The organism is Mycolicibacterium arabiense (assembly GCF_010731815.2).
Lineage (GTDB): Bacteria > Actinomycetota > Actinomycetes > Mycobacteriales > Mycobacteriaceae > Mycobacterium > Mycobacterium arabiense.
In genome coordinates this window covers 5888684-5910543 of sequence record NZ_AP022593.1, presented here as the reverse complement: position 1 = coordinate 5910543, position 21860 = coordinate 5888684, and the positions used below count along the sequence as shown (strand labels likewise).

Below are 21860 nucleotides of genomic sequence, written 5' to 3'. Positions count from 1 at the left end.
TCACTGCCACAATCGCGCGGTGACCGACGTCGTACAGACCCCGAACGAGTTCCCGGCAGACGCTTCGCACGTGCGCACCGGCTTGGACGCCGCGGACCTCCAGGAGGCGATCACCGATCACCTTCGGTACTCGATCGGTCGACCCGCTGCCGCGCTGAAGCCCGAGCACTACTACCGGGCGCTGGCCCTGGCCGTGCGCGACCGCATGCAGGACAACCGGGTCGCCTCGACGCAGACGTCACTGGATCTCGGCAAGAAGGTCACCTGCTACCTGTCCGCCGAGTTCTTGATGGGTCCCCAGCTCGGGAACAACCTGCTGAACCTCGGCATCGAGGCCGCAGCGGGCGCCGCCCTGTCCGCGCTCGGCCAGGACCTCGACGAGGTGCTCGCCTGCGAACCGGAGCCGGGGCTCGGCAACGGCGGCCTCGGCAGGCTCGCCGCCTGCTACCTGGATTCGCTGGCCACCCTTGAGCGACCGGCGATCGGCTACGGCATCCGCTACGAGTTCGGCATCTTCCGGCAGGAGTTCTCCGACGGCTGGCAGGTCGAGCTGACCGACAACTGGCTGGCCAACGGCAACCCGTGGGAGATCGCCAAGCCCGACGTCAACTATCTGGTCAACTGGGGCGGCCACACCGAGCAGTACGTCGACGACCACGGCGCCGTCCGCGTGCGGTGGTGGCCGAAGCAGGTCATCAAGGGCGTCGCGTACGACACCCCGATCCAGGGCTACGGCGTACACACGTGCAACACGTTGACGCTGTGGAGTGCGCGTGCCGTCGAGTCGTTCGCACTCGACGCCTTCAACGACGGCGACTACTACCGCGCCGTCGAGTCCGAGGTGACGTCGGAGACCGTCACGAAGGTGCTCTACCCCAACGACGAGCCCGAGGCGGGCAAGCGGCTCCGGCTGCTGCAGCAGTACTTCTTCGTGTCGTGCTCGCTGCAGCACGTCGTGCACATCATGGACGACCTGGCCGACGCCTCGCTGCACGACCTGCCCGAACGTTTCGCGTTGCAGCTCAACGACACTCATCCCTCGATCGGCGTGGCCGAATTGATGCGGATTCTCGTCGACGACCGCAGGCTCGACTGGGACGAGGCGTGGCGCATCACCGTGGCGACGTTCGGCTACACCAACCACACCCTGCTGCCGGAGGCGTTGGAGAAGTGGCCGCTGGGGCTGTTCCGGGAGTCACTGCCCCGGCACCTGGAGATCATCTACGAGATCAACAGCCGCTTCCTCGACGAGGTGCGGGCGCACTTCCCCGGTGACGTCGACCGCGTGCGGCGCATGTCGCTGATCGGCGAGGACGGCGGGCACACCGTGCGCATGGCCCATCTCGCGACGGTCGGCAGCCACGCCATCAACGGCGTCGCCGCCCTGCATTCGGATCTGCTCAAGGCGAGCGTGCTCAAGGACTTCTACGAGCTGTGGCCGGAGCGGTTCTCCAACAAGACCAACGGTGTGACGCCGCGCCGCTTCCTGGCCCTGTCGAATCCGGGCCTGCGCTCGCTGCTGGACCGGACGATCGGCGACGGGTGGCTCACCCATCTCGACCGCCTGCGTGGGCTCGAGGAATTCGTCGACGACCCCGAGTTCCGTCAGCAGTGGCGTGACGTCAAGCGGGCGAACAAGTCTCGGCTCTCGGAGTACCTGCACTCGACGACCGGAGTCGAGTTGGACCCCACCTGGATGTTCGACATCCAGGTCAAGCGGATCCACGAGTACAAGCGTCAACACCTGTCGGTGCTGCACATCATCCGCCAGTACCTGCGCCTGAAGCAGAATCCCGGCCTCGAGGTTGCGCCGCGGGCTTACGTCTTCGGCGGCAAGGCCGCCCCGGGTTACTTCATGGCCAAGCGGATCATCAAGCTGATCAACGCGGTCGGCGAGACGGTCAACAACGACCCCGAGGTCAGCCGGCACATGAAGGTGGTGTTCGTGCCGAACTTCAACGTGCAGAGCGCCCACCTGATCTACCCGGCGGCCAACCTCAGCGAGCAGATCTCGACTGCCGGCAAGGAGGCGTCGGGCACCGGCAACATGAAGTTCATGCTGAACGGCGCACTGACGATCGGCACGCTCGACGGTGCCAACGTCGAGATCCGCGAAGAGGCCGGTGCCGAGAACTTCTTCCTCTTCGGGTTGACCGAATCGGAGGTCGAACAGGTCAAGCGCGACGGCTACCGGCCTGCCGAGTACGTCGAACGCGACGACGAACTGAAGGCGGTGCTGGGCCTCATCTCGTCGGGCCAGTTCTCCCACGGCGACACCGAGGTGTTCCGCCCGCTCGTCGAGAACCTCACCAACACCGACCCGTTCCTCGTCGTCGCCGACTACGCGGCCTACGTCGAGTGCCAGGACCGGGTCGCCGCGGCGTGGCAGGACCCCGACGCCTGGTCGCGGATGTCGATCCTCAACACCGCACGCAGCGGCAAGTTCTCCTCCGACCGGGCGATCGCGGAGTACTGCGACGACATCTGGAACGTCGGCCCGGTGACCGTGACGCACGGCGCCGACTAGAGCGCCGCGATCACCTGGGCCGCCAGCAGGTCCAGGGTCTGGTCGGACGCACGGTCGTGGGTGAACAGCACGATCTGTCCGAAGCCCATCGCCGCGAGTTCGTGGATGCGGTCGACGACGTGCCCCGGCGTGCCCACCAGGCCGCCCTCGCGGAGGCCGAATCCCGGTCCGCCGAACCGCTTCTCGGCCAGCGCCCGGACACCGGGAAGGGCTTCGTCGTCGGGCGCGAGCGCCATGACGGCCTCGACCGACAGCACGATCTCGTCGACGTCGCGACCAACGTCGGCGCAGGCGGCTCGCAGGAGGTCGCGCTTGCGGTCGAGATCGTCGAGGGCGTACGTCGGCACGTTCCACACGTCGGCGTAGCGCGCGACCAGCGGCAGGGTGAACTTCTCGCCGACTCCGCCGACGACGATGGGCGGGCGCGGCCGCTGCACCGGGCCCGGCACGATCGGCATGTCGGTGACCGTGAAGTGCTTGCCCTGGAAGTCGACGGTCCCGTTCCCGAGCGCCTGGTGCAGGATCTCGAGCGTCTCGCCGAGCCGCTCGGACCGTTCACCGAACGTGCCCCACTCCATGCCCATGCGTCGGTGCTCGTCTTCGATCGATCCGCTGCCGATGCCGAGTTCCAGTCTGCCGGCCGAGATCTGGTCGAGTGTGGTGACCATCTTCGCCAGGACCGCGGGATGCCGGAACTGGTTGCACAGCACCATGTGACCGACCCGTAGTCGCTCGGTGCGGGCCAGCAGGGCGGTGGCCAGCGTCCACGCCTCGAGCGACGGGATGTTCGGCACGCCTGGGCCGAACATGTGGTCGTAGAGCCACAGCGATCCGATGCCGAGGTCCTCGCAGCGCAGGGCGCGGTGCAGGACGTCGTCGAAGGAGAACCCCATCTGCGGGACGTACACCCCGATGTCGAGTCCGCGGGTGTCGGTCACCGTGCTACCGGGCTTCCATGCCGCGCCACGCCTGCGCGACGAAGTTGTCCAGCATGAACGTACGGATCGCCTTGGACTGCTGAGTGGTGGTGAGCAGCGCATACAGGCCGAGCAGGAAGTACATGGCGCTCAGGCTCGCGTCGACGGACGGGTCCACCTCGCCACGCTGGCGCGCGCGGTCGATCTCCTCGACCAGGACCACGATGATGGCGTGGTCGGTCCATTCGTCCTCAGGTGGCCGCATGGGCGAAAAATGCACGGCGAGAACGTCTTTGAACAACAGCTGACCGAGACGGCGCTCGGCGGCGACGACCACCCGGACGATCTCGGCCAGCAGATCGGGTAGCGCACCGGAGGTCTTCGCGAACCGAGTCATCTCGGCGGCGATGCGCTTCTCCTCCCGTCGTTCCAGTTCGAGCAGGACGTGTTCCTTGCTCGGGAAGTGGAAGTAGAACGTGCCCCGGGCGACGCCGGCCGCCGCGACGATCGACCCGATGTCGGCCTCGGCCATGCCCGCCCGCTTGAACTCCTCGATCGCGGCGCCGAAGATCCGCTCGCGGGTCTCCCGGCGCTGCAGATCCGCGGCCGTCGGCTTGCGCTGCGACTCGCTTCCCCCGGCCGTTCCCGCCCTGCTCTGCACGCGCGCCACCCGCCAATCATTAGCCCCCTTCCCGGGCATCCGTCAACTGCCAGGCCCACCGGGCATTGACATTCGTCAGCGAAGCACTGACAGTTGTCAGTGGGACGGGCAGCGGTCCGAGCCCCACGAACCGAAGGTTGGACATGACGGTCACCGATGCCGCAGACGTGTACTTCGATCCCTACGACCAGGCCTTGAACAGCGATCCGTACCCGGTGCACCGGCGCCTACGGGAAGAGGCGCCGCTGTACTACAACGAGCAGTACGACTTCTACGCGCTGAGCCGGTTCGACGACGTCAGCAAGGCACTGGTCGATAATCGGACGCTCAGCTCGGCACGCGGCGTCATCCTGGAACTGATCAAGTCCGGCATCGAGATCCCACCGGGCACGCTGGTCTTCGAAGACCCTCCGATCCACGACATCCACCGCAAGCTGGTGGCGCGGATGTTCACCCCGCGCAAGATCGCCGCGCTCGAGGAGAAGGTGCGAGCGTTCTGCGCTCAGAGCCTCGACCCGCTGGTCGGGACGGGCCGGTTCGACTTCATCGCCGACCTCGGCGCTCAGATGCCGATGAAGACGATCGGCATGCTGCTCGGCATCCCGGAGTCGGACCAGGAGGCGATCCGGGATCACGGCAACGCGCAGATGAAGACCGAGGGCGGCGAACCGATGAAGATGGCATCGGAGGGCCTCGACCCCGGCCAGGTGTTCGCCGAGTACGTCGACTGGCGGGCACGCCACCCCTCCGACGACATCATGACCGACCTGCTCACCGTGGAGTTCACCGACGAGCACGGCGTCACCCGCAAGCTGACCCGCGACGAATTGCTGATGTACCTGAACGTCGTCGCGACCGCGGGCAACGAGACCTCCACGCGATTGATCGGGTGGGCGGGCAAGGTGTTGTCCGAGCACCCCGAGCAGCGGCGGCAACTGGTCGAGGACCGCTCACTGATCCCCCGGGCGATCGAGGAACTACTGCGCTTCGAGCCGCCCGCACCCAACGTCGGCCGGTACGTCACCCGCGACGTCGACTACCACGGCCGAACGGTGCCAGCGGGCAGCGCGATGCTGTTGCTCGTCGGCGCCGCCAACCGCGACCACCGCCAGTTCCCGCCCGACGGCGACGTGTTCGACATCCACCGGGAGACGCGGGCCCATCTGACCTTCGGGGTGGGCGCCCACTACTGCCTGGGGTCGTCGCTCGCGCGGCTGGAGGGGCGCATTGCGCTCGACGAGATCCTGAAGCGGTTCCCGGAATGGGACCTCGACCTCGACGGGGCGGTGCTCACGGCGACGGCCGCGGTGCGCGGGTTCGACGCCCTTCCGGCGAGGGTGTGACTAGCGCTCGGACGGCAGCGGCGGGCCGGCGGGTCCGGGATCGGCCTCGTCGATCGGCGCGGTGCCGCCGCCGGTCTGACCGGCGGCCAACCGGTCGAGGACGACCTGCTGATCGGGGCAGTAGTACCGGATGGCTCCACCGAGGAACTGGTACACCTGCTGCTCGGTGCTCTTCTTGTGCAGGTTCAGCTTGAGGAACGTGGCGGCTTCGTAGGCGTCGGCGTCGAGTCCGGTACGCATGCGCTTGCACACGATCTTGCCGATCCAGGCGTTGTAGTCCTTCTGCCCGTAGATGCCGTACGTGTTCAGTTCGGCGGTGAAGTCGGTGTCGACATCGGCGCTGGCAGGCGCCGCCAACGCGACCGTCGCGGCGCCCAGCGTCGCGATGACCACTCCCCTGACCCAGCGGATTGCATGTGTACCCATTTGTGGACTTACCCTATCCGACGACCGACGTGATTGACTTGCGTCGCAACCCCATTGATCCACCCCCCAGGGGCGTGGTCCCCGTCACACGACGGAGGTAGAAGTGGGAGTCGCCACGATTAACTTAACTAGGCTAATCTATCAGTTACGTTGGCTAATCTGTGACGCAGCTGAGACATCGGTGAGAAACATCGCATACGGGAATGGACGGGTGGAATGGTGACGGGCCTGCTGAAGAAGGCGTGGATTCCACTCCTCATCGTCGTGGTCGTGGCGGTGGCAGGCTTCACCGTCCAGCGCATCCGCACGTTCTTCGGTGCCGAGGGCATCACCGTCACCCCGGTCCAGTTCGCCGACGACCCCGAGCCGTTCGACCCCAAGGTCGTCACCTACGAGATCTTCGGCGAGCCGGGTGCCTACGCGGACATCAACTACCTCGACCTCGACGCGAAGCCGCAGCGGGTCGACGGCGCGATGCTGCCCTGGTCGCTGACGCTGTCGACCACGGCTGCCGCCGCACAGCCGAACATCGTCGCCCAGGGCGACGGCAGCTCGATCACCTGCCGCGTCACCGTCGATGACGAGGTGAAGGAAGAAAGGACGTCGACCGGCTTGAACGCCCAGACATTCTGCCTGGTGAAGTCGGCATGACGACGCCGAACTACGATCCTCCGACCGACGCCTTCCCACCCGCGAAGCACCACACGAAGCACGAGGGAAAGCCGTTCGTCCCTCGGATGATCCGGATGTTCGCCGTCCCGATCGTGATCGCCTGGGTCGCGGTGATCGCCGTGCTCAACGTGATCGTCCCGCAGCTCGAGACCGTCGGGCAGATGCGCGCGGTCTCGATGAGTCCCGCGGATGCGCCGTCGATGATCGCGATGAAGCGCGTCGGCCAGAACTTCGCTGAAGGCGAGTCCGACAGCTCGGCGATGATCGTGCTGGAGGGCGAGCAGCCGCTGGGCGACGAGGCACACGCCTACTACGACGAACTCATCAAGAAGCTGCGCGAGGACACCGAACACGTCCAGTCCATCCAGGACTTCTGGAGCGACCCGCTGACCGCGTCCGGTTCGCAGAGTTCCGACGGCAGGGCGGCCTACGTCCAGGTCAAGACCGCGGGCAACCAGGGCGAGACGCTGGCCAACGACTCGATCAAGGCCGTGCAGGACATCGTCGACGGCGTTCCGCCCCCGGACGGGGTGAAGGCGTACGTCACCGGCCCCGCCGCGCTGGCCGCCGATCAGCACATCGCCAGCGACCGCAGCATGACCATGATCGAGATCGCCACGTTCACGGTGATCATCGTGATGCTGCTGCTCGTCTACCGGTCGATCATCACCGTGCTGCTGACGCTGGTCATGGTGGTGCTCTCGCTGGCGGCGTCACGCGGTGTCGTGTCGTTCCTCGGCTACTACGAGATCATCGGCCTGTCGACCTTCGCGACCAACCTGCTGGTCACGCTCGCGATCGCCGCGGCGACCGACTACGCCATCTTCCTGATCGGCCGATATCAGGAAGCGCGAAGCATCGGCGAGGACCGCGAACAGGCGTACTACACGATGTTCGGTGGCACCGCCCACGTCGTGCTGGGCTCCGGGCTCACCATCGCCGGCGCCACGTTCTGCCTGTCCTTCACCCGGCTGCCCTACTTCCAGACCCTCGGCGTCCCGCTCGCCATCGGCATGGTGGTCTGCGTGCTGACCGCGCTGACCCTCGGGTCGGCCATCGTCACGATCGCCAGCCGGTTCGGGCTCCTCGAGCCCAAGCGTGCACTGCGCACCCGCGGCTGGCGCAAGATCGGCGCCGCAGTGGTGCGCTGGCCCGGACCCATCCTCGTGGCGACCGTCGCGCTGGCACTGATCGGCCTGCTGACGCTGCCCGGCTACCGCACCAACTACAACGACCGCAGCTACCTGCCCGCGGACCTGCCTGCCAACCAGGGTTACGCGGCGGCTGACCGGCACTTCTCCCAGTCCCGGATGAACCCTGAGCTGCTGATGGTCGAGAGCGATCACGACCTGCGCAACTCGGCGGACTTCCTCGTCATCGACAAGATCGCGAAGGCGGTCTTCCGCGAGGAGGGCATCGCCCGGGTGCAGACCATCACCCGGCCCGACGGCAAGCCCATCGAGCACACCTCCATCCCCTTCCTGATCAGCATGCAGGGCACCACGCAGAAGCTGAACGAGAAGTACATGCAGGACATGATGGAGAACATCAAGAAGCAAGCCGACGACATGCAGACGACCATCGACTCGATGACGAAGATGTCGGCGCTGACGGCGCAGATGGCGGGCGTCACGCACGAGATGGTCGGCCAGATGAAGAACATGACGGTCGACATCGCCGAACTGCGCGACAACATCGCCAACTTCGACGACTTCTTCCGGCCCATCCGCAACTACTTCTACTGGGAACCCAAGTGCTACAACATCCCGGTCTGCTGGTCGATCCGATCGGTCTTCGACACCCTTGACGGCATCAACACGATGACCGACGACATTCAGCAGTTGATGCCGCTCATGGAGCGACTCGACACCCTGATGCCGCAGATGGTCGCGTTGATGCCCGAGATGATCACGACGATGAAGACCATGAAGACGATGCTGCTCACGCAGTACGCGACCCAGAAGGGCATGCAGGATCAGCAGGCCGAGGGTTCGGACAACTCGTCGGCGATGGGCGAGGCATTCGACGCATCGATGAACGACGACTCGTTCTATCTGCCACCGGAGATCTTCGACAACGAGGACTTCAAGCGCGGCATGAAGAACTTCATCTCGCCCGACGGCAAGTCGGTGCGCTTCATGATCGTGCACGAGGGCGATCCGATGTCCCCCGAGGGCATCGAGCGGATCGACCGGATCAAGAACGCCGCCAAGGAAGCCATCAAGGGCACGCCGCTGGAGGGCTCGAAGGTCTACCTCGGCGGTACGGCCGCGGTGTTCAAGGACATGTCCGACGGCAACGACTACGACCTGCTGATCGCAGGCATCTCCGCGCTGGCGCTGATCTTCATCATCATGTTGCTGATCACCCGCAGCGTCGTGGCCTCGGCGGTGATCGTCGGAACTGTGGTGCTCTCACTGGGCGCATCGTTCGGCCTGTCGGTCCTGATCTGGCAGCACATCCTGGGCATCGAACTGCACTGGATGGTCATGGCGATGGCGGTGATCATCCTGCTCGCCGTGGGCGCCGACTACAACCTGTTGTTGGTCGCGCGCTTCAAGGAGGAGATACACGCGGGCTTGAACACCGGCATCATCCGATCCATGGGCGGCACCGGGTCGGTGGTCACGTCGGCGGGCCTGGTGTTCGCGTTCACGATGATGTCGATGGCGGTCAGTGAACTGACCGTGATCGGCCAGGTCGGCACCACGATCGGTCTGGGTCTGCTGTTCGACACCCTGATCGTGCGCTCGCTGATGATGCCGTCCATCGCCGCACTGCTCGGACGGTGGTTCTGGTGGCCGCAGAACGTCCGGTCCCGCCCCCTACCCGCCCCGTGGCCGACGCCTCCGCCGTCGTCCAAGGATCCCGAACCGGTCCCCACCGCATGACGACGAGGAGCAACATGATGGGCATGCGCAATCTGATGCGTCGGGGCGGCCTGCTGGCCGCAACCTGCGGGATCGCGGCGACGGTGTTCGCCGCCCCCGCGGTCGCCGACTCCACGGACGACTACCCCATCCCGAAGCGCCAGATCGAGACGTCGTGCGATGCCGAGCAGTACCTGGCCGCCGTGCGCGACACCAGCCCGGTGTACTTCGAGCGCTACATCATCGACAAGAACAACCGGCCTGCCGACGTGCAGCAGGGCGCCGTGGACCGCATCCACTGGTTCTACTCGCTGAACGCCTTCGACCGGCGCGGCTACTCCGAGTACATCGCCACCCACGTCTTCGGTGAGCCGATGGCTCAGCGCTGGGGCAACTGGGCGAAGATCTTCTTCAACAACAAGGGCGTGGTCGCCAAGGCCACCGACGTCTGCATGAACTACCCGCGCGGCGACATGTCGGTGTGGGCCTGGCCGGTCGCACGCTAACGAACGGCGTTGGCGACGAACGCTTCTCCGGCGTCCCAGAGCCGCGTGGCGTTGCCACTGTCTAGCGCATACGGCGCGACGCCGCCGCTGTAGTCGTCGGGGCGCTGCGTGACGGTCGGTGACTCGTTGCAGTCTTCGAAGTAGCGACCGCCGATCCCGTCGACGAGCGGTGACGCGGCCAGCAGCACGGAGGTCGCAGCGCCCTGCTCGATCGTCTTGCGGCGTTCGACGGGGGTTTGCAAACCTCCGGTGTGCTTCTGAAGCCCGGTGGCGATCGCGCCCGGATTCAGCGCGTTGGCGACGATCCCGTCGTCTCGCCAGCGATCGGTCACGCCGACGGCGAGCAGGACGGCGGCGGTCTTGGATTGCCCGTAGGCCGTCATGGGGTCATACGGCCGGAAGCGGTAGTCGAGGTCGTCGAAGACCACCGGCGAGAACAGGTGTCCGCTGGAACTGACGGACACGACGCGCGCTCCGCCGGCTGCCTCGAGCGCTGGGCGAAGCCCGACGGTGAGGGCGAAGTGCCCGAGATAGTTGGTGGCGAACTGCATCTCGCGGCCCTCCTTGGAGCGGACGAGTTCGGGCAGCGCCATGATCCCGGCGTTGTTGATCAACGCGTGCACCGGCTCGGCGCCGCACCGCGCGACGAAGTCCCGGACCGACGCCAGGTCGGCGACGTCCAGCACGGCGGCCGTGACCGATTCATTCCCGGTGGATTCCGCGATCTGGGCCGCCACCTCTCGGCCGGCGTCGAACCGACGAACACCGAGCACGACGGATGCGCCGGCCGCCGCCAAGGCGCGCGCGGTCTCCACCCCCAGGTCCGAGGTCGCACCGGTGACGATGATGCGCTGTCCTGACAGGTCCACGTCGGCGAGGACCTCGGCGGCCGTGGAGGTGAACCCGAATGGGGTGCTCAGACGGCTCATCGGATCTCCTCGGCGTTCGACGGCTGCGCCGATGCCTGCATGGCGGTGACGACGTCCTCGGTCCAGACCACCCCGTGCGCGAGGAATGCGTAGTTGACCAGAGCGGCCTGGTAGCCGTCGCCCCACTCCGGATGGCGCGGACCCGCGATGGCATCACGGACGACGTAGACCTCGAAGCCCTGCTCGAGGAGATCGCGCAGGTGCGATCCGACGCACATGTTCGCGAGCATCCCGCCGAGCAGGACCCTGTTGATCCGCCGTTTGCGCAACTGCAGCACCAGGTCGTTGGTCTGCGAGCCGAACACCTTGTGCGGGCTGACGACGACCGTGTCCGGGTCCTCGATGTACGGCTTGAAGACGTCGAGCCAGTCGGCTCCCGAGCCGGGCAGCCCGTCCAGGTTCAGGGGACCCGGCCGGTCGAAGGTGCCGGTGCGCAGTTCGTCGGCCTCCAGTGCGCCGTTGAACAGCCAGCGGTGATCGGTGGGATAGAAGTAGTGCGGTGAGATGAACATCCCGTACGACGCGGCCTTCGCGGCCTGGAAGATCGCCAGCATGTGCGCGACGGTGTCGTTCTCCGTGACGCTGGCGCCCGTTGCCGCCCAGTTGATTCCGGTGGGGCTCAGGACGTCGTTCTGTGGATCGATGAACACGACGGCGGTGTCGCGTGGGTTCCAGTCCATCTTCGAGGCCTCATCTCGTATCGCCGATCTCGGGTATGCATCGATCTTTGCCCCATCGACGGCTGCCGTCATCGGTGTTCGCCCCCACCGGGGACGCCTGCAGACCCCTGCGCCGGGTACCTGCTAGCCGGTACGGCGCCGCGCTTCGGGAACGTCCCGCCCAGCCCGACGTACGATCGAACCGGGGATGCATCCCCGGACACGCCGGCCGAGCCCGAGGAGATCGCTGATGCGTGCTGACGCGCAACGCAATCGGACTGCCGTGCTGACCGCGGCCGAGGCGGTGTACGCCGAACAGGGCGTGGACGTGTCGCTGAACGAGATCGCACGACGCGCGAACACCGGCAACGCCACGTTGTACCGGCACTTCCCCACCCGCGAGGAGTTGCTCGCCGAGGTCTACACCGGCCACCTCGAGCGCTACTGCGCCCTCGCCGAAGAGGCCGCCCGCGCGGACGATCCGGTGGCCGCGTTGCGGGACTGCGTCACCGCCACCTGCGCGCTACAGGCCACCAATCGGGGACTGGCCGACCTCCTGGCATCGCTGCGGCCGCTGTCGCCCCGTGTCGAGGAACTCCGGGACCGCCACTACCGCGCCATCGCCACGGTGTTCGAGCGCGCGGTGGGCACCGGCCTGGTGCGCGCCGACGCGTCCCCCGCCGACCTCGCCGTGCTCCTGATCGCCAACGCCGGCCTGGTCCACCGGACCGTCGAGGACGCTCCGCGGGCGAGCGCCCGACTGGTCGCGCTGTGGCTCGCCGGTCTCGTCACCGACGAGGTCGTCGTCGAGGTGCCGCCCGCTCCAACGGATTCCGAGATCCGACGGGTGTTGCACGGCTGAGCGGCCCGGTGTCCGATCACGCGTGCGCAGCGACGACTTCCGGCGAGGCGGCGCGCCCCGAGCCCAACGCGTTGGTCCACCACGTCAACTCCTCTACCAGCGCGTCGAGTCTCGGTTCGAGCGCGGCGAAGAGTTCCGCATCGTAGGTGGGCGCCGTCATCGCGGGCACCAGCACGTCGGGCAGGATGTGCACCGCGGGGCGGATGGGCGCCATTCCGAACTCGACTGCGACGGAACGCAGTTGCTCCACCGCGCGCGCACCGCCGACGTTTCCCCACGCGACGAAGGCAATCGGCTTGCGGTCCCATTCCGCGAACAGGTGGTCGGCTGCGTTCTTGAACACCCCCGTATAGCCGTGGTTGTACTCGCTGGCGAGCACGACGTATGCGTCGGCCTCGTCGACGTGTCGCCCGAATTCTGCGATCGCCGGTGTCGCGTACCGACGCGGCGCGTACATCGGCGACGGCCCGTCGAAGCTTGGTAGGTCGTGGTCGCGCATGTCGACAACGTCGACCTCCAGCCCCTCGCGCCGCAGACGCTCGGCCACCCACGCGGCCGGTCGATCGGCGAAGCGCTCCGTGCGGGTGCTGGTGATGATGAGGGCGATCTTGGTCATGGCGTCTCCTGAATCTCGGCCGGCTGCCTTCTGGCAGCCCACCGAGATAAACGGGGAAGCATCCCCACATATTCCGGCTAGCGCTTCTCGAAGTGCTGATAGTCCTTGGGGGTGCGCCAGTCGCCACCCCATCGCCAGCCGCGGCTCGTGAACGCCCGCACTGCTGGATCGCCTGCGTGCAGCATCCCCGGGTCACGCCGCGAGCGGTCGACGAAGGGTCCGGCGGTCGCGGGCTCCAGGTTCCCCCGGCTGTCGACGTACGGGTTCAGCAGTGGGTTGACGTCGACGGCCCGCCCGAGCGCGTGCAACGACCAACCTGATCCGCTGGGGAGCCGCCGGCAATTGAACGCCGAGGTGTTGTCGTCGCGCATCGACAGTTCGTCCTCGGCACCCGGGTAGTGGTCGACGGTCCGCATCCGCTCGATCGGGAATCGCAGCCGGTACAACTCGGCGAACGCGTCGACGACATCGCCCACCAGGTCCTCGGCGACCACCAGATCACCGCGATGGGTGCGGCCGTCAAAACCGAGGTAGTCGAGGTTCACCCGACGCAGCCGTTCGGGCGGCACGGGGCAGCCGGGTCGCCAGGTCGCGCCGAGTTCGGTTGCGGTGACCGGGTATACGGCCGCGGGCGCGGTGACCGGCGTGGGCGTTCGCGGTCGGGTGACCGTCCTCGGGATCTCCGCCCCCGGAATGGACGTCGTAGTGGACGTCGCCGGCGACGACGTCGGGTCCGGCGCGGGCGGTGCGGGTGCGCACTGCACGACGACCGTGACGGCCGCGACAACCGTCGCGACCGTCACGGCCCTGCGAGCGCCAGAGCACCCCCGACTAAGCGTTTCCAGCTCAGGCGTTTCTGCGGCGGCCCATCGCCATGGCGACCACCACGGCACCGATGCTCAGCACCGCGCAGAGCCCGGCCGCCGCCATCAGGTAGACGTCCCTGCGGTTGAACCCGTCCGACGCCGACTCGTCCGACAACAGCCGGAGCTGGTAGTCGCCGGGCAGCGGAGCCTCGCTCGGCTGGTCCAGACCCGGGAACTGCTGGGTCCGGTGCACCTCGAATTGCCGCTCGCCCGTCGGCGTCTGGTTCCAGACGCCCCACGCCGGGGTCACACCGTCGAGGAGCACTTGGCGCTCACCGAAGCGGGGATCATCGCCGACGTCGACGATGCGCTGCACCCGGAAGGGCTCGTACCGGGCCTGCGAGTAGTTCACGAACACCGGAACGTTGTCGTAGCGCGCCACCGGTCGCGGCGGCGGCGGGAACGGCAGGCCGACGCCCGGGAAGAAGCCGCCACCGAAGAAGCTGCCGACCGCCACGTTGACCGCCGTGTTCACCGCGTTCATGACGACTGCGGTGAAGCTGTAGGCCGCGAACTGTGCGACCTCCAGGACGATGCGCGACAACGGCGGGATGTACGCGATCCGCTGCACGTTCTCGTAGACGTAGATGATGCGCACCGGGTCGCGGTACGGGTTGGCCAGGACGGGACGGTAGTACTCGTCGTACTCCACCCAGTCCGGACGCCACTGGCGCACGTTGCGGTCCCACAGACCGACGCGGCGAACGTCGTCGTCGACGCGGGCGGCGTCGTTGATGCGATCGCCCTGGCGGATCTCCCGCTGCAGGTCCTGCAGGTCGATCGCCTTGGCGATCGCCTCGATGTCGGCCTTGGGCGCCGGCTCTGGCTTCGGCACCTCGACGACCTTCGCGGTCTTGGCGACCTGCACGTCCTCGGCGGGGGCCTCGAGCGTCTCGGGTCGCAACGTCTCGATGGCCCGGGCCGCTTCGGAGACGCTCGACGACACCGTCTCCCCCGCACCCGAACGCTCGGACGTGGTGGCCGACTCGGATTCCGGCGACGAGGGCGCACTCGACGACTCGGACGTCTCACCGTCGGCGGGTTCGGGGCTCTTCGAGGCCGACTCGTCAGCCGAGGTGGCGGGAGACTGCGACGCCGCGGACGGATCCGCGGCAGCCGGTGCGCTGCCCGGTGCCTCACTCGAGGGCGACGCCTCGCGCGATGCGGGCGGGGCGACCGTGGTGGCCGTCGTGGTCGGCGGCTTGGCGGCAGAACTCGGCGCTGCGGTGGTCGGCGCCGCGGTGCTCGGCGCGGCCGTGCTCGGAGGAGCTGTCACCTTCGGTTCCGAGGCAGGAGCCTGCGTCTTCGTCTCGGGGGCGGGCTTGGGCGCCTGAGTCTCGGGCTTGGGTGCCTGAGTCTGGCGCGGGGCCTCGACGACCGGCGGCGCTTCCACCACCGGGGGCGCCTCCACGACCGGCGGCGCTTCGACCGCAGGCGCGGGTGCAACGGTCTGCGTCGGCACCGCGGGTGCCTCGTCGGCCGACTCACCGCGCCCGGATCCCTCGCCACGACCCGACCCGGACTCCTCCGGTGCGGACACCTCGGGTTCTGGTTCGACGATCGTCGTGGTCGGCCCGCCCGGACCGTCGCCAGGGGCGGCCAGCGCCGGGGCGACACCTGCGGTGAGCGCCGTCAGCGACACCACCACTCCGGACGCCACCGCGGCGGCGATTCGCTTGTTGTTCAGTCCTGCTCGTGGTGCACGCATCTACGCTTACTCCTTCGATCCCAAGGAGCATGGCGTCTCCGCCACTCTTCCCAGCAGCCATCCCCCGACGCTGGTCCCTGAACCAGCAGCTACCCGGCGCTCCCTACCCCATGATCATCGCCAGTGCGGATGTTTCGTTACACGCGGGGGCGGGCAGGCGGCACCGCCGCCAGGAGGGCCCGGGTGTAGTCGTCCTCGGGCGCCGCGAACAGGTCCGATGCGGGGCGTTGCTCGACGGCTCGGCCGTCCCGCATGACCAGCACGTCGTGGCTCATCCGCTGGATCACCGCGAGGTCGTGGCCGATGAACAGATAGGTCAGCGTCAGGTCGCGCTGCAGTTCAGCCAACAGCTCGAGGACCCGCGCCTGGACGGAGACGTCCAGCGATGCCGTCGACTCGTCGAGGATCAGCAGGTCGGGTTCGAGGGCCAGCGCGCGGGCGATGCTCACCCGCTGGCGCTGACCCCCCGACAGTTCGTGGGGATACCGCGATGCGAACGACGTGGGCAGCCCGACGAGGTCGAGCAGTTCGGCGGTGCGGGCCTTGCGGCCGGCACGATCTCCGGCCAGGCGGTGCACGCGCAACGGCTCCCCGATGGCCGAGCCGACCGGAGCACGCGGGTCCAGAGAGGAGAACGGGTCCTGGAACACCAACCCGATGCGACGGCGCAGCGCCTTGTCGGCGCGGCGACGCCGGGCGAGGACGTCGACACCGTCGAGGCGCACCGTGCCCGCCTCGGGTGTCACCTGTCCGGTGAGCGCCGCCGCGACGGTCGACTTGCCGGACCCGGATTCCCCGACCAGCCCCAGGGTGGAGCCCCGCCGGATCTGGAACGACAGATCGCGCACCGCGTGGACGGTGGTGCGCCCGGTGGGCGTCGTGACGGGGAACCGGACGTCGAGGCCCTCGACGTCGAGCAGCACCGGGGCGTCGTCGGGCACGGGCGCCGGTCGGTGCGCTCCGATCACGGGGCGGGCTGACAGCAGGTCGCGGGTGTACTGGTCGCGCGGGCGGTCGAACACGTCGAGGATCGGTGCCTGCTCGACCGCCTCGCCATTGCGCAGCACGGTGACGTCGTCGGCGACCTGGCCGATCACGCCGAGGTCGTGGCTCACCCAGATCACGGCGGTGCCGAAATCGCGTTGCAGCGCGCGCACCAGCTCGATGATCTGGGCCTGGGTCGTGACGTCGAGCGACGTGGTGGGTTCGTCGGCGACGAGGAGTTCGGGATCGCATGCCAGGGCGATCGCGATCATCACCCGCTGGCGCTGTCCGCCCGAGAGCTGGTGAGGGTAGGAGCGCAGTCGCGACTGCGGGTCGGGCAGGCCGACGGCCTCGAGCAGTTCCAGCGCGCGGGCGGTGGCCTCGCGGCGGGTAACGCGACGGTGCGCCTCGAGCGACTCGGTGATCTGCCGTTCCAGGGTCAGCATCGGGTTGAGCGACGTACCGGGGTCCTGGAACACGAAGCCGATCCGGCCGCCGTGCAGGGTGCGCAGCGTGCGCGCCGACGCACCGACCAGGTCGATGGCCGTCGCATCGTCCCGCGCCCCCAGCGTGCTGGTGCCGGTGACCACGGCGGCGGGCGTGTCGAGCAGACCGGTGGCGGCGAGAACGGTCATCGACTTCCCGGATCCGGACTCCCCGACGATGCCGAGGGTCTGCTCGCGCTCGACGCGCAGTGATACGCCGCGCACGATCTCGCGCCTACCGATCCGCACCTTCAGGTCGGCGACGTCCAGAACCGGTTCGGGTGAAGGCGTCACTGCCGCCGCTCCATTCGCCTGATCTCCGCCACCGAGCGCTGCTTGGGGTCGAGGACGTCGCGCAGGCCGTCGCCAAACAGGTTGAACGCCAACACGATCACGAAGATCGCCGCCCCTGGGAAGACGGCCATCCACCACGCCAGGGTGACGAAGCCCTGCGAGTCGAAGATCATCCGCCCCAGCGACGGTTCGGGCGGCTGGATGCCGAGGCCCAGGAACGACAGCGCCGCCTCCGACAGAATCGCGAACGCCAGGGACAGCGAGGTCTGCACGATCAGCGGTCCCGCGATGTTCGGCAGGACGTGGCGGGCCAGGATGTACCCGTGGCCGGTGCCCATCGTGCGGGAGACCGCGACGTACGGCTCGACGCGCACCGAGAGCGTGCTGGCTCGGGCCACCCTGGCGAAGATCGGCGTGTAGACCACGCCGATGGCCAGCATCGTCGTCGTGATGCCCGGCCCCAGGATCGCGACGATGGCCAGCGCCAGCAGGAGCACCGGAAACGCGAACATGACGTCGACCACGCGCATGAAGACGGTGTCGACCCAGCCCCCGCGGTAGCCGGCGACGACACCCACCGTCACGCCGACGACGACGGCGAACGCGACGCTCGCCACCGCCACCTGCATCGAGGCCTGCACCGCGACCAACACGCGCGACAACACGTCCCGGCCGAGTTCGTCGGTGCCGAACCAGTGTTGGGCGCTCGGACCTCGAAGCGCGCTGGGCACGTCGACGTCGTTGACGCCGTACGGGGCGATCCACTGCGCGGCCACCGCGATGACCACGACCGCGGCGAGCAGCACCGCACTGACCATCGTCACCGGGTTGGACAGCAGCAGGCGCCACGACGTGACGCGGGTGTTCTCGGCGTCGGTCATGACAACCTGATCCTGGGATCGACGACCGCGTACAGCAGGTCCACCACGAGGTTGATCAGCAGGAAGAGCGCGGCCATCAGGAGTACCGCGCCTTGGATGACGGGGTAATCGCGCGCGGCCACGGCGTTGTAGACCAGCCGCCCCAGGCCGGGCCAGGCGAACACGACCTCGACGACGATGACGCCGCCCAGGATCGTGGCGAGCTGGATCCCGGTGATCGTCAGGATGGGGACCAACGCGTTGCGCACGGTGTGGCGGAACGTGACGACCGCGGGCGGCAGCCCCTTCGACCGCGCCGTCCGCACGTATCCCGTTGCGCTGGCGTCCAGTACGGCCGACCGCACGTAGCGCGTCATGATCGCACCGGCGACCAGGCCCACGGTGAGGCCCGGCAGGACGACGTGCGACAGCCAGCCGCCGGGGTCGTCCAACAGCGGCCGGTATCCGGACGTCGGCAGCCAGCCCAGCGTGGTGGAGAACAATGCGATCAGCAGGATCCCCATCCAGAAGTCGGGTATCGATACGCCGAACTGGGTGGTCACCCGCACGATCGCGTCACTGACCCGGCCCTCCCGCAGCGCCGACCAGATTCCCGCGGGCAGCGCGATCAGCAGCGCGATCACGATGCCCACCGCGGCCAGTGACAACGTCGCAGGCAGGCGTTCCACCAGGATGCCTGCCACCGGATCGCCGTTGCGGAAGCTGACTCCGAGGTCGCCGCGGACCGCGGAGGTCACGTAGCCGAAGAACTGTTGGAGCAGCGGCTGATCCAGGCCGCTGGCGGCCCGCAGCGCGTCGTACGCCTCTGGGGTGTACCGCGTTCCGAGTGCGATCCGCACCGGGTCGCCCGGGACCAGATGCACCAGCGCGAAGACCACGATGAGCACGCCGACGAGCACCACCAGCGAGTAGGCGACCCGGCGGGCCAGGAATCGGAGGACGGGGTGAGTCAGTAACGGCGACAGGGTCTTCGAGGGGCTCACTGGCTCACCGCATCACTCATCGCCGCGGCGCGGAAGCGGATCGCACCGTCGCGACGGGCCTCATAGCCGGTGAGGTCGGGCGTCCAGCCCTGGATGACCGAGGGGTTGTAGAGGTAGATGTAGCTGACCTGGTCGGCGATCTGGACCGCCGCCTTCGCGTAGTCGTCGGCGCGGGCGTCTCGGGCGGTCTCCACGCGCCCCGCGTCGAGGAGGCGGTCGACCTCGGGGTCGGAGAACTTCTGCGCGTTGTTCGAGCCACCCGTGTGGTGCTGGGCGTAGTAGAAGTCGTCGGGATCGATGTTGCCGAGCCAGCCCATCATCAGCATGTCGAAGTTGCCGGTGTTCTGTTCGTCGAGCCAGGTGGCCATGTCGACGGTGCGGATGTTCACCGAGATGCCCAGTGGCGCCAGGTTGTCGGCGACCACCTGTGCGGCCGTCACGGTCTCCGGGTACTCGCTGGTGACGAGCATGTCGAGCGCGGTGGGCCGCACCCCGGATTCGTCGAGGAGGCGCTTGGCCTCGTCGAGGTCGTAGCGGTACTGGTCGTAGCGGACGTACCAGGGGTTGCCCTCGGGGATCGCCAACTGGTTGGCGACGGCGGTGCCGTAGCTGGTGGCCTGGACGATCGCGTCGCGATCGATGGCGTAGGCGATGGCCCGGCGTACCCGCACGTCGTTCCACGGTGCCCTGGCCTGGTTGAGCGCGAAGTACCAGTAGTCGTTGCTCGGCGTCACCGCGAGGTGGATGGAGTCGTCGTTGCGCAACTGCTCGACCCGTTGTGCGGGAATGGAATCGGTCCAATCGACCTCACCTGCCTGCAACGCGGACAGGGCGGTGGACGGTTCGGAGATGAATCGGTAAGTGACGCCGGGGATCTTCGGAGCACCACCCCAGTAGTTCGGATTCGCTGCCAGCGTGATGGAGTCGCCGCTGCGTTGCGATGCGAAGGAGAACGGCCCCGTGCCCATGGGACGCGTTGCGATCTCACCACTTTCGACGTTGCGGCGGGAGACGATGGCCATGCCCTTGAAGCCGCCCAGGTTGGTCAGCAAGTTCGGCGTCGGCTCCTTCACCCGGACGACGACGGTCGAAGGGTCGGGCGCGGTGACGTCGGTGACGGCGCTGAACTTGTCGACGTTGGAGAGCTTCTCGTCGATGATGCGTCGGTAGGAGTACACGACGTCGTCGGCGGTGAACGGACTGCCGTCATGCCACGTGACGCCGTCGCGGAGCCGGAACGTCCACGTGAGCTGATCCGGCGACACGGTCCACGACTCGGCGAGCGCAGGCTGCATCTCGAGGTTCTCGTCGGGTTCGACGAGCGTGTCGAAGACGTTCTCCAACACCTCGAACGAGAAGTACGAGCTGGTCTTCTGCGGGTCGAGTTGATCGGGTTCGCCTGCGATGGCAGCGATGAGATTGCCCGCCGAGTCGCCCAGGTCGACGCGTTGAGCGCTCGCGCAGGACGTGAGGGTGAGCGCGACCACGGCAGCAAGGATCGTGGCGAGCCAGCGCATTCGGGGCGGTTACCCACCCTGGCGATCATCTACACGCCGACGTCGAGACCCGACGCGTACGTCTCCTTGACCACCTCCAGGTGGGTCCAACTCTCGACGGCGCTGACGGTGGGCAGGGCCCGCACCGCGTCGAGGGTCTCGATGAGGTGGCCGGTCGAGAAGCCGCGCACGGTGACCAGGATGTCGAACCGACCGAGCGTGCGCGCCATGAAGATGACCGATCCCATGCCCGCCAGGAGGTCCAACACGTCGCGGTCGTCGCCGCACAGCCGGACGCCGAAGCCCATGGCGCTCTGCATGTCGCGACCCGAGTGCCGGACCACCGCGCCGATGCGAAGCACCTGCGCGTCGAGCAGCCGGACCACTCGGCGGCGCGCGCCGGCCGGTGACAACCCGACCACCTCGGCCAGGTCCACGTAGGACGCGCGGCCGTCGTCCTGCAGCGCGCGCAGCAGGGCGACGTCGACGTCGTCCACGTGGGTGGTGACCTCGCCGACCGGGCCGACCACGTCGCGAATCAACTCGACGTAGGTCAGGGTGTCGACCCCGGCGACACCGGGATGTGCCCGCAGCTCGGCGATCGACCGGTCGATGTCGCGGGCCGAGGCCGCGCGCACCTCGACCACCAGTCCGTGCCGACCCGTGGTGAGGGAGAGAAACGGAACGTCGTCTCGCCGGGCGATGTCGGCGGCGACGACGGCGGCCGGGCCGTTCACCACGAGCCCCACGTGGGCGAGCGCCCCACGCCCGATCACCGCCGGGTGCACGACGCCGCGCACCACGACCTGTCCGCTGGCGATCAAGCGTTGGGTGCGCGCTGCCGCAGCCGAACGGGACAGCCCCACCCGGCGCGCGATCTCGCGGTGGGTGAGGCGGCCGTCCACCTCCAGCAGTTCCACGATCGCCTCGTCGACCTCGTCCATCCCACTCCCGTCGAAACCCATCGCAAATTCGCGGCGAGATCTTTCGACCCGCACGACCGGCACATCAGTCATCGAACACCCGCACCCCGGCCGGGAAATCTCGTTAACTCCGAACCATTACGGCAGATCGTGATCCGAAACGCACGCGTAACGAACGAACTGCTTGCCGAGCCATTCGACCCGACTTACAGTGACCCGCACCACACCATCCGCAACCATCCGCACTCTCAC

The 21860-nt window shown here is 67.8% G+C and carries 19 protein-coding genes; 6 read left to right on the top strand and 13 right to left on the bottom strand.

Annotated features, from left to right (window positions below; genetic code table 11):
• The first annotated feature begins 19 nt into the window (after window positions 1-19).
• Window positions 20-2527, top strand: a complete 2508-nt coding sequence (locus tag G6N61_RS30045; protein ID WP_163924467.1) for a glycogen/starch/alpha-glucan phosphorylase — start codon at window positions 20-22, stop codon at window positions 2525-2527.
• On the opposite strand, the gene G6N61_RS30040 is transcribed toward G6N61_RS30045, so the two are convergent.
• Together G6N61_RS30040 and G6N61_RS30035 are read right to left on the bottom strand one after the other, a co-directional pair.
• On the bottom strand, window positions 2524-3420 hold the full coding sequence (locus tag G6N61_RS30040) for an LLM class flavin-dependent oxidoreductase (protein ID WP_235887698.1): 897 nt from the start codon (window positions 3418-3420) through the stop codon (window positions 2524-2526). The two genes, G6N61_RS30045 and G6N61_RS30040, sit on opposite strands and share 4 nt — an antisense overlap.
• 49 nt (window positions 3421-3469) lie before the next feature.
• Window positions 3470-4114 (bottom strand): TetR/AcrR family transcriptional regulator, encoded by a 645-nt coding sequence (locus G6N61_RS30035; RefSeq protein WP_235887350.1) that lies wholly within the window; start codon window positions 4112-4114, stop codon window positions 3470-3472.
• Between the two features lie 134 nt (window positions 4115-4248).
• On the opposite strand from G6N61_RS30035, the gene G6N61_RS30030 reads away from it, so the two are divergent.
• A complete protein-coding gene (locus G6N61_RS30030; protein WP_163924464.1) occupies window positions 4249-5448 on the top strand; it encodes a cytochrome P450 in 1200 nt (399 codons plus the stop codon).
• Here the strand turns inward: G6N61_RS30030 and G6N61_RS30025 are convergent, their stop codons facing one another.
• On the bottom strand, window positions 5449-5874 hold the full coding sequence (locus G6N61_RS30025) for a DUF732 domain-containing protein (RefSeq protein WP_163924463.1): 426 nt from the start codon (window positions 5872-5874) through the stop codon (window positions 5449-5451). It abuts the gene before it with no gap.
• Between the two features lie 219 nt (window positions 5875-6093).
• Between G6N61_RS30025 and G6N61_RS30020 the strand changes: the two genes are divergently transcribed.
• From G6N61_RS30020 to G6N61_RS30010, 3 genes are read left to right on the top strand one after another with little or no spacing between them, the layout of a single operon-like run.
• Window positions 6094-6525, top strand: a complete 432-nt coding sequence (locus tag G6N61_RS30020; protein WP_163924462.1) for an MmpS family transport accessory protein — start codon at window positions 6094-6096, stop codon at window positions 6523-6525.
• On the top strand, window positions 6522-9437 hold the full coding sequence (locus tag G6N61_RS30015; RefSeq protein WP_163924461.1) for an MMPL/RND family transporter: 2916 nt from the start codon (window positions 6522-6524) through the stop codon (window positions 9435-9437). Before G6N61_RS30020 ends, G6N61_RS30015 begins: the two co-directional genes overlap by 4 nt.
• Window positions 9438-9472: 35 nt before the next feature.
• Window positions 9473-9922 (top strand): DUF5078 domain-containing protein, encoded by a 450-nt coding sequence (locus G6N61_RS30010; protein WP_407666506.1) that lies wholly within the window; start codon window positions 9473-9475, stop codon window positions 9920-9922.
• On the opposite strand, the gene G6N61_RS30005 is transcribed toward G6N61_RS30010, so the two are convergent.
• On the bottom strand, window positions 9919-10851 hold the full coding sequence (locus G6N61_RS30005) for an SDR family NAD(P)-dependent oxidoreductase (RefSeq protein WP_163924460.1): 933 nt from the start codon (window positions 10849-10851) through the stop codon (window positions 9919-9921). The two genes, G6N61_RS30010 and G6N61_RS30005, sit on opposite strands and share 4 nt — an antisense overlap.
• Window positions 10848-11531, bottom strand: a complete 684-nt coding sequence (locus G6N61_RS30000; RefSeq protein ID WP_163924459.1) for an isochorismatase family protein — start codon at window positions 11529-11531, stop codon at window positions 10848-10850. The genes G6N61_RS30005 and G6N61_RS30000 overlap by 4 nt, the downstream gene beginning before the upstream one ends.
• A 229-nt stretch (window positions 11532-11760) precedes the next feature.
• On the opposite strand from G6N61_RS30000, the gene G6N61_RS29995 reads away from it, so the two are divergent.
• A complete protein-coding gene (locus tag G6N61_RS29995) occupies window positions 11761-12372 on the top strand; it encodes a TetR/AcrR family transcriptional regulator (protein WP_163924458.1) in 612 nt (203 codons plus the stop codon).
• Window positions 12373-12388: 16 nt separating this feature from the next.
• Here G6N61_RS29995 and G6N61_RS29990 read toward each other — a convergent pair whose 3' ends face one another.
• The 8 genes from G6N61_RS29990 to G6N61_RS29955 form a co-directional block, all read right to left on the bottom strand.
• Window positions 12389-12988, bottom strand: coding sequence for an NADPH-dependent FMN reductase (locus tag G6N61_RS29990; RefSeq protein ID WP_163924457.1), 600 nt, complete (start codon window positions 12986-12988; stop codon window positions 12389-12391).
• 77 nt (window positions 12989-13065) lie between these two features.
• Window positions 13066-13791, bottom strand: coding sequence for a M15 family metallopeptidase (locus tag G6N61_RS29985; RefSeq protein ID WP_179973548.1), 726 nt, complete (start codon window positions 13789-13791; stop codon window positions 13066-13068).
• Window positions 13792-13834: 43 nt separating this feature from the next.
• Window positions 13835-15562: a hypothetical protein gene (locus tag G6N61_RS29980; protein WP_163924456.1), complete on the bottom strand. Its 1728-nt coding sequence runs from the start codon at window positions 15560-15562 to the stop codon at window positions 13835-13837.
• A 137-nt stretch (window positions 15563-15699) separates the two neighbouring features.
• On the bottom strand, window positions 15700-17325 hold the full coding sequence (locus G6N61_RS29975; RefSeq protein ID WP_163924455.1) for a dipeptide ABC transporter ATP-binding protein: 1626 nt from the start codon (window positions 17323-17325) through the stop codon (window positions 15700-15702).
• Window positions 17322-18206, bottom strand: coding sequence for an ABC transporter permease (locus tag G6N61_RS29970; protein WP_163924454.1), 885 nt, complete (start codon window positions 18204-18206; stop codon window positions 17322-17324). Before G6N61_RS29970 ends, G6N61_RS29975 begins: the two co-directional genes overlap by 4 nt.
• Window positions 18203-19171 carry an ABC transporter permease gene (locus G6N61_RS29965; RefSeq protein ID WP_163925204.1) on the bottom strand — a complete coding sequence of 323 codons (969 nt, stop codon included), beginning with the start codon at window positions 19169-19171 and terminating at the stop codon, window positions 18203-18205. The genes G6N61_RS29970 and G6N61_RS29965 overlap by 4 nt, the downstream gene beginning before the upstream one ends.
• Before the next feature lie 14 nt (window positions 19172-19185).
• Window positions 19186-20706 carry an ABC transporter substrate-binding protein gene (locus G6N61_RS29960; RefSeq protein WP_163924453.1) on the bottom strand — a complete coding sequence of 507 codons (1521 nt, stop codon included), beginning with the start codon at window positions 20704-20706 and terminating at the stop codon, window positions 19186-19188.
• Between the two features lie 29 nt (window positions 20707-20735).
• A complete protein-coding gene (locus G6N61_RS29955) occupies window positions 20736-21650 on the bottom strand; it encodes an Lrp/AsnC family transcriptional regulator (RefSeq protein ID WP_235887349.1) in 915 nt (304 codons plus the stop codon).
• Window positions 21651-21860: the final 210 nt, after the last annotated feature.